Origin of the sequence: Bacillus sp. FSL R7-0672, assembly GCF_038601465.1 — a bacterium.
GTDB classification, from domain to species: domain Bacteria; phylum Bacillota; class Bacilli; order Bacillales; family Bacillaceae; genus Bacillus; species Bacillus pumilus.
The window spans coordinates 1,053,451-1,069,749 of the sequence record NZ_CP152010.1; the positions used below are offsets into that span (position 1 = coordinate 1,053,451).

At 40.8% G+C, this 16,299-nt stretch carries 13 protein-coding genes; 6 read left to right on the forward strand and 7 right to left on the reverse strand.

What is annotated here, in order from left to right:
- Nucleotides 1–63: 63 nt before the first annotated feature.
- Together MKY18_RS05090 and MKY18_RS05095 are read left to right on the forward strand one after the other, a co-directional pair.
- Nucleotides 64–2,373, forward strand: a complete 2,310-nt coding sequence (locus MKY18_RS05090) for a YhgE/Pip domain-containing protein (RefSeq protein ID WP_217012979.1) — start codon at nt 64–66, stop codon at nt 2,371–2,373.
- A gap of 143 nt (nt 2,374–2,516) precedes the next feature.
- Nucleotides 2,517–3,566, forward strand: a complete 1,050-nt coding sequence (locus MKY18_RS05095) for a M42 family metallopeptidase (RefSeq protein ID WP_065098920.1) — start codon at nt 2,517–2,519, stop codon at nt 3,564–3,566.
- Between the two features lie 34 nt (nt 3,567–3,600).
- Here MKY18_RS05095 and MKY18_RS05100 read toward each other — a convergent pair whose 3' ends face one another.
- Both MKY18_RS05100 and yhfH read right to left on the reverse strand, forming a co-directional pair.
- Entirely contained in the window at nt 3,601–4,890 is a 1,290-nt protein-coding gene (locus MKY18_RS05100; protein ID WP_044140699.1) for a cation:dicarboxylase symporter family transporter, read from the reverse strand.
- 339 nt (nt 4,891–5,229) lie between these two features.
- Complete coding sequence (gene yhfH, locus MKY18_RS05105) at nt 5,230–5,367, reverse strand: protein YhfH (RefSeq protein ID WP_008359029.1); 138 nt, start codon at nt 5,365–5,367, stop codon at nt 5,230–5,232.
- 156 nt (nt 5,368–5,523) lie between these two features.
- Here yhfH and MKY18_RS05110 point away from each other — a divergent pair, with 156 nt between their 5' ends.
- From MKY18_RS05110 to MKY18_RS05120, 3 genes are all read left to right on the forward strand, one after another.
- A complete protein-coding gene (locus MKY18_RS05110; RefSeq protein WP_065098967.1) occupies nt 5,524–6,267 on the forward strand; it encodes an MBL fold metallo-hydrolase in 744 nt (247 codons plus the stop codon).
- A gap of 2 nt (nt 6,268–6,269) precedes the next feature.
- Nucleotides 6,270–7,259: a lipoate--protein ligase gene (locus MKY18_RS05115; RefSeq protein ID WP_185107601.1), complete on the forward strand. Its 990-nt coding sequence runs from the start codon at nt 6,270–6,272 to the stop codon at nt 7,257–7,259.
- Between the two features lie 171 nt (nt 7,260–7,430).
- Nucleotides 7,431–8,984, forward strand: coding sequence for a fatty acid--CoA ligase family protein (locus MKY18_RS05120; RefSeq protein ID WP_106067174.1), 1,554 nt, complete (start codon nt 7,431–7,433; stop codon nt 8,982–8,984).
- Nucleotides 8,985–9,071: 87 nt separating this feature from the next.
- On the opposite strand, the gene MKY18_RS05125 is transcribed toward MKY18_RS05120, so the two are convergent.
- The gene (locus MKY18_RS05125; protein ID WP_106067175.1) at nt 9,072–9,479 is read right to left on the reverse strand and encodes a sporulation protein; all 408 of its coding nucleotides are present in this window, start codon (nt 9,477–9,479) and stop codon (nt 9,072–9,074) included.
- Between the two features lie 177 nt (nt 9,480–9,656).
- Here MKY18_RS05125 and MKY18_RS05130 point away from each other — a divergent pair, with 177 nt between their 5' ends.
- Complete coding sequence (locus MKY18_RS05130) at nt 9,657–10,940, forward strand: M48 family metallopeptidase (protein WP_106067176.1); 1,284 nt, start codon at nt 9,657–9,659, stop codon at nt 10,938–10,940.
- Nucleotides 10,941–10,976: 36 nt separating this feature from the next.
- Here the strand turns inward: MKY18_RS05130 and MKY18_RS05135 are convergent, their stop codons facing one another.
- The 4 genes from MKY18_RS05135 to MKY18_RS05150 all read right to left on the reverse strand — a co-directional run bounded on the left by MKY18_RS05135 (nt 10,977) and on the right by MKY18_RS05150 (nt 16,249).
- On the reverse strand, nt 10,977–12,122 hold the full coding sequence (locus MKY18_RS05135) for a S8 family peptidase (RefSeq protein ID WP_044140726.1): 1,146 nt from the start codon (nt 12,120–12,122) through the stop codon (nt 10,977–10,979).
- 561 nt (nt 12,123–12,683) lie between these two features.
- A complete protein-coding gene (locus MKY18_RS05140; protein ID WP_065098916.1) occupies nt 12,684–13,268 on the reverse strand; it encodes a histidine phosphatase family protein in 585 nt (194 codons plus the stop codon).
- A 61-nt stretch (nt 13,269–13,329) separates the two neighbouring features.
- Complete coding sequence (locus tag MKY18_RS05145) at nt 13,330–14,625, reverse strand: globin-coupled sensor protein (protein WP_065098915.1); 1,296 nt, start codon at nt 14,623–14,625, stop codon at nt 13,330–13,332.
- A 91-nt stretch (nt 14,626–14,716) separates the two neighbouring features.
- Nucleotides 14,717–16,249, reverse strand: a complete 1,533-nt coding sequence (locus MKY18_RS05150) for an FAD-dependent oxidoreductase (RefSeq protein WP_185107599.1) — start codon at nt 16,247–16,249, stop codon at nt 14,717–14,719.
- Between the last annotated feature and the right edge of the window lie 50 nt (nt 16,250–16,299).

The following is a 16,299-nucleotide window of genomic DNA, read 5'->3' on the forward strand; positions in this document are numbered from 1 at the left end:
TTTTTTTGAGTTCAAATGACCAAATTTTATATTTAGTCATTCATCTATGGGAGGAAAACAGCAATGAATTTAATTCGGAATCAATGGAAGGACATTGTAACGAGCAAAAAACTACTGATCCCGATTTTAGCTGTCTTATTTATTCCGCTGATTTACAGTGGTGTATTTTTAAAAGCGTACTGGGACCCTTATGGTACAGTTGATCAATTGCCTGTAGCGGTTGTCAACTTGGATGAAGGCAGTCATTATGACGGGAAAACCCTTCAAGTTGGCGATGATTTAGTAAAGGAATTAAAGAAAAACGATAATTTCAAATGGAACTTTGTCGATAGTCATGAAAAGGCTATAAAAGGATTAAATAACGAGGACTATTACCTCGTGGTGGAAATACCAAAGAATTTCTCGAAAAATGCAAGTACAGTGCTAGAAAAACATCCGAAAAAATCGAATCTGAAATATTATACGAATCCAGGCGCCAACTATGCGGCGTCACAAATTGCGAATAATGCCATTATCAAATTAAAAGATTCGGTTTCAAAAGAAGTCACAAAAAATTACGCCGAGGTCATCTTTGATAACTTCAAAACGATTGCAAAAGGATTAGATCAAGCAAGCGATGGCGCGAAGAAAATTGATGACGGAACAAAAAGCGCAAAAGATGGCAGTACGAAGTTAAAAGACAACTTAGCCAAATTGGCTGAAGGTACGCTAACCTATAGCGAAGGTGTTCATCAGTTCGCAGGGAAAATGGGTGAACTGAACACAGGCATACAGTCTCTAGACAGTGGGCTTGGTCAGCTCCTAACAGGCTATCAAACCATTGATCAGAAATTTGGAGAGCTTGGTTCAGGAATTGATACATTAACCGAAGGATTAAACACAAGCAAAGAAGGACATCAGCAACTCGCTTCTAAAATGCCGCAATTCACAGCAGGCATTGAGCAGTTAAACAACAAAGCCCAATCCTTTTCAGAAAAAATTGCAGCAGTAGAAAAAGTCTTGTCGTCACCAGAGTTAGCGAATCTTGAAAAGATGGCGCCTAAACTTGATCAGGTGAAAAAAGACGCAAAAACGTTCAGTACAAAACTTGCTTCATTAAAAGAAGCATTATCAAATCGAGATACTAAAGTAAAAAGCATTATCCAAAACAGCTCCATGACAGATGAAGAGAAAAAGGCGGCAATGGATCAGCTGAACAGTCTGCCTAAAATCGAACTGCCTGATCTGTCTGGACTCGAACAAAGCTTAGCAGCCTTGCAGGAACTGCCTGATGCAAGTGAGGTTCAACAAGCAGTTGCATCTGCAAAAGCGCAGCTGCAGCAAGTCAAACAGCTGCCAGAGAAAACAGAACAGCTGTACACGTCTACAGTTGCGATACAAAATGCGATCGATCAAATGACATCTGGTACGAATAAATTGTATCAAGGTGCACTGAAGCTTCAAACAGGTCAAGGTCAATTACAAGATGGCCTGCAAACAGCAAATGGAAAGCTTGATACGGCGAAAAGCGGAGCGGATAAGCTTGCAAATGGATCAAGTCAGCTTAGCGCAGCGTTAAATAAGCTGGAAAGTGGTTCAACAAATATCCAAAGCAATACATCTAAGCTTGCCGAAGGCTCAAAATCGCTTGATAAAGGATTGGGAGATTTAAAAAGCGGTACAGGTAAGCTGTCCAATAAATTGAAAAGCGCTGCTGATGAAACAGGTGAAATTGATGCAAATCAAGACAATTACAATATGATTGCAAGCCCTGTTAAAACAGAAAACGATACAGCGAAAAAGATTGATAATTATGGAACAGGGCTCACGCCTTATATTTTATCCATGGGACTCTTTGTTGGGGCTCTAATGCTCACCGTTGTATTCCCAATGAAAGACCCTGCTGGACGCCCTAGAAATGCGTTTGAATGGTTTGTCAGCAAATATAGCGTACTTCTGCTTGTCGGTATCCTTCAAGCAGTCATTGCAAGTACGATGCTCATCTTTGGGCTTGGTCTTGAGGTGGAAAGCCTCTGGCGCTTCTATCTCTTTGCGATCGTCGTCAGTCTGACATTCTTAGCGATTATTCAGCTGCTAGCCACAACAATGGGGAACCCAGGACGCTTCATTGCCGTCATTATCTTAGTTCTTCAGCTCGCAGCAAGTGCTGGTACATTCCCGCTTGAGCTTGTGCCGAAGTTTTTCCAAGTCATTCATAGTCTGCTTCCAATGACGTATACAATCAATGGATTTAGAACGATCATTGCAAGCGGTGATGACAGCTATTTATGGCACCAAGCAGCGATTCTCGGTACAGTTGCGATCATCATGATGGCGGCAACAACTGCATACTTTGCTTGGAACGTAAGAAAAATGAAACAAGACGAAGCTTAATCAATGAATCCTTTCTCTTGATAGAGGAAGGATTTTTGATTTGAAATTAGACATCTTGAACCCGAAGCGATATATTTTAAGGAGAGATGCTATAAAAGGCATACATGGAAGGAATTGCTTTCACACAAAGGAGGAAATGCCGAATGACTACTGAAGTAAACGAAACCGTTCAGCTGATTCAAAAGCTCGTATCGATCCCAAGTCCGTCAGGGAATACAGAAAAGGTGATCGGCTTTGTTGAACGCTTTTTACAAGATGTAAATATTGAGACAAAACGAAATCGTAAGGGCGGCTTAATTGCCACTATTAAAGGAACTGATGACGAGGAACACCGCATGCTGACAGCACATGTCGATACGCTCGGTGCGATGGTAAAGGAAATTAAATCAAATGGACGGCTTCGTCTTGCACTCATTGGAGGCTTTCAATATAACTCAATTGAAGGCGAATATTGTGAAATTGAAACAGCAACAGGTCATACATACACAGGTACTATTCTTATGCATCAAACGTCCGTTCATGTCTATGCGGATGCTGGAAAAGCAAAACGAAACCAAGAAAATATGGAGATTCGTCTCGATGAAAAGGTGAAAAATGCAGACGATGTCAAAGCACTTGGGATTCAAGTAGGGGACTTTATCTCATTTGATCCTAGAGTGGAAGTGACGTCATCAGGCTTTATTAAATCAAGACACCTTGATGACAAGGCAAGTGTAGCGCTTTTGCTGCGACTCATCCACCGTATTCAAAAGGAAAATATCACACTGCCGCATACGACGCACTTCTTAATTTCTAATAATGAAGAGATTGGTTACGGTGGAAACTCCAATATTCCAGAAGAAACGGTGGAATATCTCGCTGTTGATATGGGAGCGATCGGCGATGGTCAATCAACAGATGAATATAGCGTGTCTATTTGTGTGAAGGACTCAAGCGGTCCTTATCATTATGGATTACGCAAGCATTTAGCCGCATTGGCAGAAGAGAACAACATAGATTACCGTCTAGATATTTACCCTTATTACGGCTCTGATGCATCAGCAGCGATTCGAGCAGGTCATGATATCATTCATGGACTGATTGGACCGGGGATAGATTCCTCGCATGCTTTTGAACGAACACATGAAGATTCCCTTGTCCATACAGCGAATCTTCTTTATCACTACGTGCAATCATCCTTAATCACAGCATAAAAAAAAGAACCCCGATAAATGGGGTTCTTTTTCATTAGCTTGAGAGCTGTGTCGGTTCAGGTACATCTTGTCCAGTCATTACGCGATGTCCTTTTTCAGGGTCATATTGCCCTTCCCATTTAGACATCACAACAGCTGCAAGTGCATTTCCTGTTAAGTTAACAACTGTTCGCGCCATATCCATGATACGATCCACACCTGCAATAAATGCAAGACCTTCAGCAGGTACACCAATCGTTCCTAATGTAGCGAGTAATACAACAAAGGACGTACCAGGAACGGCAGCCATTCCTTTTGATGTCACCATCAGCACAAGAACAAGTGTGAGCTGCTGGACGATCGTGAGGTCAATGCCATATACCTGTGCAAGGAAAAGCGCAGCAATCGCTTGATACAAGACGGAGCCGTCCAGGTTAAACGTATAACCGATTGGGATAACGAAAGAAACAATTCCCTTCGGACATCCAATGCGCTCCATTTTATCCATGACTCTTGGTAAAACTGTTTCAGAGCTGGATGTACTAAAAGCAAGAAGCATTTCGTCTTTCATGTAAGCAAGAAATCTGAAAATATTGACGCCAATCATCTTTCCAATAATTCCGAATACAACGATAAGGAAGAGAGCGAGCGCAAAATAAACAAGACCTACAAGCTTACCTAATGAAATAAGCGATTCAAGACCAAATTTTGATACAGTCACACCAATGAGTGCGAAGACACCAAATGGTGCAGCTTTCATCACGACGTTGACGACATGGAACATGGCGTGTGATACACCTTCAAAGAAGGCGAGCACTGGTTTGCCGCGTTCACCAATGGCAGAAACGCCAAGAGCAAATAGTACAGTGAAGAAAATAATCGCAAGCAAATCACCTTCCGCCAATGATTGGAAGAAGTTCGTTGGAACGATATGAAGGAACGTATCAGCAATTGATTTGCTGCTTTGCTCTTTTTCCGTTTCAACATACTGGCTAATATCTTGTTTTTCCGTATTTCCAAAGTCAACGCCTGCACCAGGTTGAACAAAGTTAGCAAGCACAAGACCAAGGATAATCGCAAATGTTGTGATAATTTCAAAATAAAGAATGGTTCTAAAACCAAGTTTCCCTACCTTTTTACCATCACCGGCACCTGCAACTCCTAAAATTAAGCTAGATACGACAATTGGTATAACAATCATCTTAATGAGTCTTAAGAAGAAGTCTCCAATTGGTTTTAAATAAGTCTCAACGCCTGGGTTACCGAAAAAGATTGCCCCAACAACGACACCGAGAATAAGACCGATTAGGATTTGTGTAGCTAATCCAAATTTTAATTTTTTCATAGATTTCCTCCCTAGCATATTCATTAAAGGAATATTCCCATCATATTAAGTTTTAATATATGAAATAAAGTATAACTAAAATTAAAGAGGTTCGTCCACGATTAAATTATATTAAGAAAATACAAAATTGTTTGAAAAAATGAACATTTAGAACCTCCTTTATTGATTCAAGTCAATAAAAAGTGTCTTCAGAACTAAAACTCATCAGATGAAAATACTAAAAAACCCTTTTAGGACAAGGGTTTTACCTTTTTACCTATTTTTCAGAAAAAATAAAAAGCACTTTTGACTCCAACTGACGACGGAGGAAAAAAGTGCTTTTTAATTCATTTTTTTACCTTATTTAAGATAACTTACTTGTGAGCATTCCTCACATTCATTACCGTAACACTCGTGTTGTTCCATTAAATCATTTCCACATTTTGTGCATTTTTTTGAGGGCAAATTTCTAAAAAACTCTGTGATTTTTCCTAGCATTTGTCATCCTCCAATACGTTTTGTTGCTATTATTGTATTATAACAGATTGATAATTGTCAATTTGTTTTGTAACAATAGGCAAGAAGAATGCTTTTTTCATGAAAAATGGGTATATTGTAAGAAGGGGATTTTTAGAAAAGGAGGGGAAAATGACGATGAGATTAACTGTCATTGGATGCTACGGAGGGTTTCCAGCCGCTGGTGAAGCGACGTCAGGGTATCTTTTTGAATCAGATGGCTTTCGTCTACTTGTAGACTGCGGAAGCGGTGTTCTTTCCAAACTGCAGCAATACATAGATATAGAAGAACTTGATGCTGTTCTCCTTTCTCATTATCACCACGATCATATTGCAGATATCGGACCACTCCAATATGCGAAGCTAGTGGGATATCATTTAGGAAAAAGCAGCGGTCCGCTTCCGGTCTATGGACATAAGGGTAATCAAGAAGCTTTTGGGCGGCTTGCGGATGATGTACATACTAAGGCAAAGGCTTATCAGCCAGAAGAGGGTATTCAAATTGGTCCATTTCAAATTGATTTTTTGAAAACGGTTCATCCAGCAGAATGCTATGCGATGAGAATTCAGGCAGAGGATGCTGTGGTGGTGTATACAGCAGACTCAAGTTATCAGGAGGCATTTGTCCCATTTAGCAAGGATGCAGATCTACTGATTGCTGAAAGCAATTTTTACGCTGGACAGGACGGATCGAGTGCAGGACATATGAATAGTACAGAGGTGGGCAAGCTTGCAATGGAAGCAAATGTTGGGGAACTTATCATCACCCACCTGCCCCATTTTGGTCGTCATAAAGACCTAGTCAATGAAGCACAGGCGTTATATACTGGCAATATGCAGCTTGCCCATTCAGGGCTTAGATGGAACAAGGAAGGAAGATAGAGATGCTGTTTATCGATAACGAACAACATTATGATCCAATGATTAATTTGGCAATTGAAGAATATTGCTTAAAATATTTAGACCCAGAAGAAACGTACTTGCTGTTCTATATTAACCAGCCGTCGATTATCATTGGAAAGAACCAAAATACAATAGAAGAAATCAACACAAAGTATGTCGAAGACAACGGCATCAAAGTTGTCCGCCGCCTGTCCGGTGGTGGCGCAGTTTATCATGACAAAGGAAACTTAAACTTCAGCTTTATCACAAAAGATGATGGGGACAGCTTCCATAATTTTAAAAAGTTTACGGAGCCAGTCATCCAGGCGCTTGAAAAGCTAGGCGTCAAGGCTGAATTAAGTGGCAGAAATGACATCATGGCAGATGGTCGGAAAATTTCTGGAAATGCCCAGTTCGCTACAAGAGGGCGCATTTTCAGCCATGGCACGCTGCTATTTGATTCAGAAATTGAACATGTTGTTTCGGCTTTAAATGTGAAAAAAGAAAAGATTGAATCTAAAGGCATTAAATCTATTAGAAGCAGGGTTGCCAATATTAGTGAATTAATGGATCAAAAGATGACAACAGAAGAATTTAGAAAAATTCTGTTAAGCTACATTTTCGATACGAATGGGGATGTCCCTCAATATCAGTTGACTGAGAAGGATTGGGAAAAGATTCACGAGATTTCTGGGGATCGATATCAAAAATGGGAATGGAACTACGGCCGTTCACCGAAATTTAATTTACAGCATTCTAAGAGATTCTCAGCAGGCTCCATTGATCTTCGATTAGAAGTGAAAAAAGGGATGATCCAGGACTGCAAGATCTTTGGTGATTTCTTTGGTGTAGGGGATATTGCTGATATTGAAAAAAGACTCATTGGGCAGCAATATGATCGCAAAACGATCAGTGACGTATTAGAAGATATGGACATGCGCCACTACTTTGGCAACGTATCAAAAGAGGATTTTCTTGATTTGATTTATTAAGAGGGACAAGCACGGCTAGAGATAGCGGTGCTTTTTTGATTGAAAGAAATGAAAGCGATTTACATTTGATCTTGTGGATTTTTTCGATTGTCTATTATAATAGAAAGGAGGAATGTTTGGCCATAAAATGAATGGCTATTCATTCATTGATGACATGTAAGGGGTGGGAGAATGGATTTGATCAAAAATCTAGAGCAGACGGCGATGACGAAGGGAGAAGATATCGCACTGATCTTTGAAGGAAATCAGTGGACCTATCGAGAGCTCATGACAAGTATCGAGCGCTTTGCAGATGGTTTAGTGAGCGAAGGGTTTCAAGCTGGGGATCATATCGCGCTTATTTTAGGAAATTCACCGCATTTTGTCATTTCTTTTTTTGGTGCCTTAAAGGCAGGGCTTGTCGTAGTACCAATCAATCCAACATACACGCCTAGTGAAATTGGCTATATGCTGATTACAGGTGATGTAAAAGGGATTGTTGCCCCTGAACAGCTACTGCCAGTGTACGAGCAGGTGTACGAACAGCTTCCGTCTATTGAACGGGTGATTATTTGTGCAGAAAATGAATCTGCGTGCAGATCAAGTTTTAAGGAAGTATCTGATCGACTTGTCTTCTTTGGAAAGCTTGTGTCTGGTCATGCGAAAGAAAGCGTACATCCTTCTATTCATCAGGACGATACGGCAGTTATTTTATTTACATCTGGCACGACAGGAAAACCAAAGGGTGCGATGCTGACTCATTTTAATCTGTATTCAAATGCCAGGGACGTTGCTGAGTACCTATCCATTGATGAAAAGGACAAGGTTATTGCCGCATTGCCGATGTTCCACGTATTTTGTTTAACGGTTTGTATGAATGCACCATTGATTCATGGCGCGACCATCTATGTTCTGCCGCATTTCAGCCCATCAGAGCTTTTGCGTATGATGGAAAAAGAGAAGCCAACGTTATTTGTTGGTGTTCCGACTATGTATAACTATTTGTACCGCCAGGAAGGGCATGAGAAAGCAATGTCCTCTGTGAGGATTTGTATATCAGGCGGTGCCTCAATGCCTGTTGCTTTACTTCACGGTTTTGAGAAAAAATTTGGTGTCACGGTGCTGGAGGGTTACGGATTATCAGAGGCTTCCCCAGTAACTGCATTCAATCCTCTTGATGGAAAAAGAAAACCCGGTTCAGTCGGGACCGACATTATGAATGTGAAAAATAAGATTGTGAATGAACTGGGAGAAGAAGTCGGTCCAAATGAAGTCGGAGAGCTCATAGCAAAAGGGCCAAACATTATGAAAGGCTATTATCAAATGCCAGAAGATACTGAAGTTGCACTAAGAGACGGGTGGCTGTACACCGGTGATTTAGCGAGAAGAGATGAAGAAGGATACATTTATATTGTCGATCGGAAAAAGGATATGATTCTCGTTGGCGGTTATAATGTGTATCCAAGAGAAGTAGAAGAAGTGCTTTATCAACATGAAGCTGTAGCAGAAGCCGTTGTCATCGGTGTGCCAGATCCGAACACCGGAGAGGCTGTCGTCTGTTACATTTCCCCTAAGAAACATGCTCACATCGATCAAGAAGACATCATCACACATTGTTCACGCTTTTTAGCGAAATATAAGCAGCCCCAAACGATCCATTTCATAGATGATATTCCAAAGAACACAACAGGTAAAATTTTAAGAAGAGCACTAAAGGAAAAGTATCAAGCAGAGGAAAGTAAATAAAAAAAAGGGAGTCTTTTATGAAGAGACTCCCTTAGTGTGTACAGGTTCTATCACGCTGATAAGAAGACAAAGGGATAAAATAAAATTTCAGCCCTTTTGAATGGCTTCTTTTAACTGTTTCTGAAAAGAATTAGACTGTTTTTGATTCAGCTCATAATAAGTCCCATCTACTAAAAAAACGACCTGCGAACGGTTTGTCCAAAGCTGAAAGGTGGTGCCGTTTGTTCGGCCGTACATCACCTTGGCAATATAATCTGGTTTCTTTAAATTTTTCTTGAGATGATTGCTTGTTTGTTTACCTTTGTTTAAATCTTCTATTAAATCTTCTGCTGTGTCCTTATCATCTATTTCATAAGAAATGGACTCTTTTTCAGATGAAAGGAGCAATTTTTCTGCTCGATTCTCATCAAAGATTTCGCTCGTCCGGCTGAATACATAAAAGAAGGTAATAAGTAAAAGTCCAAAGATTACAACTCCTGCAAGGATTTTCTTCATTTCGATCCTCCAACTCTCTATTTTATATGTAGCATCTCCGATTTTCGAGTAGCATAATCATTTTTTTCGTGAAAGCTTTTTCAGATAGGGCATGCTATGATGGAGCCACATGAGACAGGTTCTAAACAAAATAATGGATGATTAGAATAGAGAGAGGGATGGAAAGGAGGCTAACCTGTGCGAGTACGTAAATGGGTAGCTCTTGCAACGGTAGCATACATATTGTACGGTCTTTTTATTTATTCTTATTTGTTTCTATTTGGGGATGCATCAGTTCCTGACAGTGTAAAAGGAACAAGTGCAGATCCGCATACCTTTATGACAAGCCATGAGCTTGTCATCAGCGAGAATTTCTCGAGATTACGTAACTTGCTATTTTTCATGACAATTCCATTAGATTGGTATGTCTTTTTTCTTCTGCTCATTTCAGGGTTTTCACGAAAATTAGCAGACTGGAGCCTGGCAGCAGCTCGTTTCACATTTTTAAGTAAACTTGTATATGTGTTTGTGCTGTCGCTTTTGACAATGCTGATTTCACTTCCCATTAAGTGGATTGGTTATCAGCTGTCTTTGCACTACGGAGTATCTGCTCAAAGTACGGCAAGCTGGTTTAAAGATCAAATTCTAGATTTCTGGATTCAATATCCGCTTCTTGCCCTATGTGCCATTGTATTCTTTTGGCTTATTCAAAAAAGAAGAAAGCGTTGGTGGCTGTATGCCTGGTGTTTGACAGTTCCATTCACGCTATTTCTCTTCTTTATACAGCCGGTCGTCATTGATCCGTTATATAACAATTTTTATCCACTAAAGAATCAAGCTCTTGAGAACAAGATCTTAACACTTGCAGACAAAGCTCATATCCCAGCAGATCATGTATATGAGGTCAATATGTCTGAGAAAACGAACACGATGAATGCTTATGTCACAGGGATTGGTGAAAATAAGCGTATTGTGTTATGGGATACGACATTGCAAAAGCTGAAAGATCGCGAAATTTTATTTATCATGGCACATGAAATGGGACATTACGTCATGAAGCATGTCTATATAGGATTAGCAGGATATCTAGTGCTGTCACTTGCGGGATTTTTTGCGATTGACCGTCTCTATTTTTATTTCTATCGTAAGAGAGCAGTTCTATTTCGGCTGAGGGATCCGCGCGACATCGCTGCTCTTCCGCTTCTTCTCATTATTGTATCGATGCTGTCATTTGCAGCATCACCTTTTACAAATGCAGTTTCAAGACATCAAGAACGTGCAGCTGATGAGTATGCGGTAAACCTGACAAAAGACGGAGAGGCAGGGGTGACGTCTTTTCAAAAGCTTGCAAAATCAGGGCTGTCTCAGGTGAATCCACCACTTTTAGTGAAGGTCTTCCGCTACGGGCACCCAACTATGATGGAGAGAATCATGGAAATGGAAAAAGCAGCGGAAAAAGAGGAAACGTCGAGGAAGCAATAAATAAAAAATCCGGCTGCATCAGCCGGATTTTATTTATTAGTTAGAAGCCGCTTGAACGTTGATTAACCCTTTTCCGTAATAGAAGGAGTTACCAAGCGGTGTTGCCGTGTTTTCTAAGCGCTGGCGAACCTGAGAAGTTGATAGATTCGGGTACTTAGAAAGGATAAGCGCTGCTGCTCCTGCTACATGAGGAGACGCCATAGACGTTCCAGTATAAGATGTGTATCCACTGCTTGGTACTGTACTTAAAATAGAAGTACCAGGTGCAGAAACATCTAATTCAGGACCTGCGCTGGAAGACGAATTTCTGACATTGCTGCTGTTTACATTGGCAACGGCAATGGTAGAATCATATTTTGCTGGATAGCCAACTGTACTTGTAGAGCCAGTTGAACCTGAGTTACCTGCAGCCGCCACAACAACGACTCCGCGGTTATTCGCTGTATCAACGGCATTTTTAAGCGCTGTTGAACCGTTCGGTCCGCCTAAGCTCATGTTGATGACATCCATATTATTGGCTACTGCCCATTCAATACCGCTAATGATCCAGCTATATTGTCCGTCGCCATAACGGTCTAATACTTTAACAGCATATAGGGAAGCACTTGGAGCGACCCCAAGAACACCAATTGTGTTATCAAGGGCAGCGATAGTTCCGGCTACGTGAGTTCCATGTGATTGAAAGTCTTGGGTGGCATTTGGTTCTGAAGGGACGAAGCTGGCACCGCCTGCAACATTTAAATCAGGGTGTGCAGCGTGGATGCCCGTATCAAGGACAGCTACTTTGACATTAGCACCTTTATAACCTTGAGCGTGTACAGCTGGAGCTTTGATTTGAGGGATTCCATAAGGGACGGTTTGTGCATATGCTTCTGCTTTGTGATCTTCTTCTACGTAAGCAATGCTAGGGTCATGTTCAAGTTTTTTTGCGGCTTGTTCGGACATCTTTACTTGTGCGGCATTAATGAGACGATATTGCTTTTCAAGTTTTCCACCATTTTGAGTGACGGCTTGTTTCTTAGAGCTGTTTGTAGTGGCAGAGGCTTTAAAGCCAACAATATAGCTCTTTTCACTATCTGACTTTGAGACCGTCTCGGCATTTGCCATGGAGCCTCCAAACCCTGCTGAAAACAAAAGAGGGACAGCCAATAAAACACTTGTCATCACATTTTTCTTTTTCACGCACAATCCACATCCCTTTTTTCTTATTTCAGAATAATCATCCGTAGTCTATAAGAATGATCCGTTTGACTATTCTGTATATTCAGTTTAAGGGAAGTAGGCAAATAAGAGTAGACCTGAATTTTTGTGAAAGTCCTAGCGAAAAGTGGGGAATTAAGTCACTTGGAAATGATGGTAAAATATGTTTATTCTACTATTTCAACGGTTATCTATTAAAAAGGAAGTGTGCTTTTTTTCTTATGATCCATTTTCGGAGAAATATTCGATACCCGAAAAGCCTTAAAATAGGTAGAAACGTCTAGCATCTATTTCGAATTTCGATATAAAAAAATACTATTTTATCATTGTTTTTGTCATTTAAAAAGAACCTGTTTATATAACAGGTTCTCAGATTTTAGCCCTTTGTCTTCTTTTCAGCGTGATAGAAAACCTTTGCAGTCTAGGAAGGACGAGCACTGGCGCGGAGCAAATTTGCAATTCGTGAGCACCAGCGCACAGGACTGACAACGAATGCGAGGGTTTGTCTACACGCTTAAAGAACCTGTTTACATAACAGGTTCTTTAAGTAGGAGAGGATTGAGTTAAATGGCTGACCACGTTGTAATCAAGCACCTTCCATTTACCATCTTTCCATTCCACATAATTTAAGCAAGCATTGACGAGCCTCGTGTTCTCAAGACCAAGATGTTCACCCGCTATGGTGGTGAGTAAAGCATGGATGGCAGCGCCGTGTGCCACGATCAGGACTTGTTGATTCGGATAGGCTGCTCTAACTTTCTCAATGCCTTCTACCATTCGATCTTGAATTGTCTCAAGCGGCTCCATATTTGGATACTGTTTATCTGGAAAAAGCTTTTGGCGCTCCTCAAATGACATGCCTTCAGCATCGCCATAATCACGCTCAATGAAATCATCCATGATGACAAGAGGCGCATCTACATGTTTTAAAATCAAGTGTGCTGTTTCTTTTGCCCTTGTGAGTGGACTGGAAATGACAACATCCCAACGGGCATTCTTCAAATAAAGGCCCGTTTGTTCAGCCTGCCATTTACCAGTATCATTTAAAGGGATATCTGTTCGTCCTTGAATTCGTTTCGCTGCATTCCAATCTGTTTCCCCGTGTCTGACTAGGCAAATTGTTGTCAATTAAATCCCGCCTTTTCTATCTTTTCTTCTATTATACTAAAGCAGAAGAAAAAAGACTGGATCAGCGATTTGTGAGACTTGTTAAGGATTCGACTGAGCTGGCAACTTGGGACACCGTTTGTTTGACTTCCTTCAATTCGTTCAGGAAGGTTTGAAGGTCTATTTCAATTTTTCCATTTTGATTTTTGCTTAAGTTCATGCTGCTGACGATATCATCGAAGAGCGAATTGATTTGAGTCATTTTTTCTTTACTATCTGTCACGAGTAAATTCACGTCCCCAATGTGCTGAGACACAATGGAGATTTGTGAATTGGTATTGTTGACGAGTTCAGATACGGTTGAAACCGTTTTCTTTGTGTCCTCTGATAATTTACGAACCTCGTTTGCGACGACAGCAAAGCCTTTTCCGTGTTCGCCTGCTCGTGCAGATTCGATGGAAGCATTTAAAGATAACAAGTTCGTCTGCTCTGCAATGCCTGTGACAATCCCAAAGATTTGTTCAATCTGTTTGGCGATTTCTTCTAAACGTTTAATTTCTGTTTCAATCTTTGTCATGCTGCCATCAATTTGGTTCATTTGTGTTTGTTGAATCTCTAATTCTTTTTTTCCGCCAATCGATTTTTCCTCGACCTGTGCTGAAATTTGCGTTCCAGCTTGCGACATGTCCGCCATCTCATCAGATTTTGATACAAGCTTGTCCACTGCATTCGTTGTGTTTGAGAAGAGAGATGCAAGCGAATTTGATGTTTCTGTGATTTTTGTATGGAGCTCCTGCTGCTGCTGTTCTGCTTCATCACGAATTTTAGAATATTCATTTTGGAATGTATCAAGGACAAGCTGCTGCTCTAAATTTAAGATTTTCGTCGTCGCTTTGACTGCTGTCTGATATTCTTTGAAATCTTGGATATGCTGAGCAAATAAATCCATAATTGATAGCAGAAGGTCCTGGAATGCTGCCATATACCACTTAGGCTGGAGGCCAATCCGTAAATGAACTTGCGCAATTTTAATTCGTTTTGCCACATAGGCTTCATCAACCACACCTGCAAACATTTCACTAATATGAATGCGGAGTGTTTTTTTCAAACGCTCGACAGAACTATTATCCTGAATGATATGCATCAAGGAAGACTCGACTTCTAAATTTTTATAAAATTTATCAACGATACGTGCAATATCCTCCTGAACAATTGGATTGAGCTGTTTTAGAATCAATAGGTCATGCTGCGTCAGGTCTATCATTTTGATTTGTTTCGCGATATCCGTATTGTCAGAAAAGTTGATACGTTTTATCCCATCATTCTGCTGTGTGAAAAAAGCAGTGTTTTTTCTTTTCGTCTCTTTTTTAAATAACAATGTTTTTGTCCCCCTATAATCATCACAAATTATCAGACTTTATATTATCTATCGGATAATATTGGATTTTTTAAAGGGAATCAGTAAAATTTTACTGTTCTTTATAAGACCTTTTTAGTGGTTTCTTTGCTGGGCCTTCTACTACCTCTCCAGTAATGGAGAAACGTGAACCGTGACACGGGCAATCCCAAGTGCGGTCACTATTATTCCAAGCGACTTCACAGCCTAGGTGAGTACACGTTGTATCGACAAGAAAGATGTTCCCGTCCTCTGATTTAAAGGCGCCACATTTTTTATGTTCATAAGAGACAATGCCGCCTTCTCCTGGCTTTAAATCATCAATGGTTTGATCGGTTCGTTTTAATTTACCACTGATCAGCTTGGCAGCGACATTGCTGTTTTCTTTAACGAAATCTTTGACGAAAGAATCAGAAACAGGTCTTGATGGCGTAAAAATGGATTCGTATGGATTCAATTTTCCTTCAATCAAATTACCGATAAGAGTAGCTGCGACATGGCTTGTCGTCATGCCCCATTTTCTAAAACCGGTCGCAACAAAGATATTTTGATGGTGTTTGGTTAGGCGGCCAATGTAAGGGATTTGATCCATTGTGACCATATCGTGTGTAGACCAGCGATACAGCACCTCTTCAATTCCAAGGGTAGCGTCTCCAAACCTTTCTAGTCCTTCATAGTGAGCAGATTCATCCCCGCCTTGTCCAGTTTTATGACCTTCTCCTCCGATGAGAACCACTTCCTCACCATGCCATTCTGCCGTTCTTAAAGAATGAGCAGGCTGGTCGATCCCTAAGTACATTCCATCTGGTAGCGGCTTCGTTGTTTTGGCTGCTACCACATAAGATTGCTCTGGGTGAATGCGCGTGAAATAAAGTCCTTTTCCATCATAAAAAGGAAAGTGCGAACAGGAAATGATATAGCGGCCTGTCAGGTGATGGTCGTCTTTTGTGACGACAGCAGGGCGGTTTCCTTCTTTCACGTCAACAGCAGTTGTCTGTTCATAAATACGTACACCTCGCTCTAGGAGCTGGTCAATGAGTGCATTGAGATAATGAAGGGGATGGAACTGTGCCTGCTGCGTCATTGCTAGGGCAGCCTTGATGTCAGCATCAAAAGGAAGCGCTGTTTTCCATTCTCGATCAATCCCAAGCTGTTTGTAGGCATCTAATTCCTTTTTTAATTTTTTTACACCGCTTTCTTCCTTTGTATAGAGGTACGCATCTTTGACTTCTAGCTGACAATCAATGTCGTATTTTTTGACGCGAGCTTGAATCAGCTCTTTTGCTTTCTCATTTGCTTCTACATACAAACGGGCTTTGGGCATACCAATTTGCTGGATCAGCTCATAGTAGTACACATCGTGCTGTGAGGTAATCTTAGCTGTCGTATGTCCGGTCGTACCTTGCAGCAGTTGATCAGCATCAATGATGATGACATCCAGCCCGCGTTCTGTCATTTCAAACGCGGTAGCGATACCGGTAATACCACCGCCAACAATGATGACATCTGCTGTGAGATCCTCATCTACTGCAGGAAAAGAATGCTTTTGACTATCCGCTATCCATAACGATTTTGCCTGTTCCAATCCTTTATGTTCTTGTTCCATACTGTCGCCTCCAGTTAGTGACTTATTGTGTATAATTTTTCCACAATGAA

What these genes read in the sequence shown, in the direction of transcription:
- MKY18_RS05115 (WP_185107601.1), top strand. Translation starts at nt 6,270, where the DNA reads ATGCTGTTTATCGATAACGAACAACATTATGATCCAATGATTAATTTG.
- MKY18_RS05110 (WP_065098967.1), top strand. Translation starts at nt 5,524, where the DNA reads ATGAGATTAACTGTCATTGGATGCTACGGAGGGTTTCCAGCCGCTGGT.
- MKY18_RS05125 (WP_106067175.1), bottom strand. Translation starts at nt 9,479, where the DNA reads ATGAAGAAAATCCTTGCAGGAGTTGTAATCTTTGGACTTTTACTTATT.
- yhfH (WP_008359029.1), bottom strand. Translation starts at nt 5,367, where the DNA reads ATGCTAGGAAAAATCACAGAGTTTTTTAGAAATTTGCCCTCAAAAAAA.
- MKY18_RS05150 (WP_185107599.1), bottom strand. Translation starts at nt 16,249, where the DNA reads ATGGAACAAGAACATAAAGGATTGGAACAGGCAAAATCGTTATGGATA.
- MKY18_RS05095 (WP_065098920.1), top strand. Translation starts at nt 2,517, where the DNA reads ATGACTACTGAAGTAAACGAAACCGTTCAGCTGATTCAAAAGCTCGTA.
- MKY18_RS05090 (WP_217012979.1), top strand. Translation starts at nt 64, where the DNA reads ATGAATTTAATTCGGAATCAATGGAAGGACATTGTAACGAGCAAAAAA.
- MKY18_RS05120 (WP_106067174.1), top strand. Translation starts at nt 7,431, where the DNA reads ATGGATTTGATCAAAAATCTAGAGCAGACGGCGATGACGAAGGGAGAA.
- MKY18_RS05100 (WP_044140699.1), bottom strand. Translation starts at nt 4,890, where the DNA reads ATGAAAAAATTAAAATTTGGATTAGCTACACAAATCCTAATCGGTCTT.